Source organism: Psychrobacter sp. GW64-MNA-CIBAN-0177 (genome assembly GCF_040309585.1).
Lineage (GTDB): Bacteria > Pseudomonadota > Gammaproteobacteria > Pseudomonadales > Moraxellaceae > Psychrobacter > Psychrobacter okhotskensis.
The window spans coordinates 1-272 of sequence record NZ_JBEOOY010000242.1 but is presented as its reverse complement, the minus strand read 5'-3'; the positions used below and the strand labels follow the sequence as shown (position 1 = coordinate 272).

The following is a 272-nucleotide window of genomic DNA, read 5'->3' as shown; positions in this document are numbered from 1 at the left end:
ACCTAATACAATAGCAAAAATGATTATCACAAGAGATGGTGTCCAATACTTGAATGATAATACATTGAAGTCAATGTTAGTTCAAAATGCGTCTTCCTTAGAATTGTCAAAGCGATTCATTCATGTAGCAAAATGGTGTGGTGGGCACGATAATTCTACTGTTATAACTTTGTCTGATATTTCTTCAATTTCATCTTCATCTGACAATGTTAAGACGGGAACAGTGCAACTCTGGGATCCATATGGTGATGTACAGTTTATAGGTATAGAAA

1 protein-coding gene is annotated in these 272 nt (G+C 34.6%); it reads left to right on the top strand.

Features of this window, described 5'->3' with window-relative positions; translation table 11 throughout:
- Window positions 1-49 precede the first annotated feature (49 nt).
- Window positions 50-272 (top strand): hypothetical protein (locus AAEY79_RS14935; RefSeq protein ID WP_352289177.1); only part of this gene is annotated, 223 nt, incomplete at its 3' end.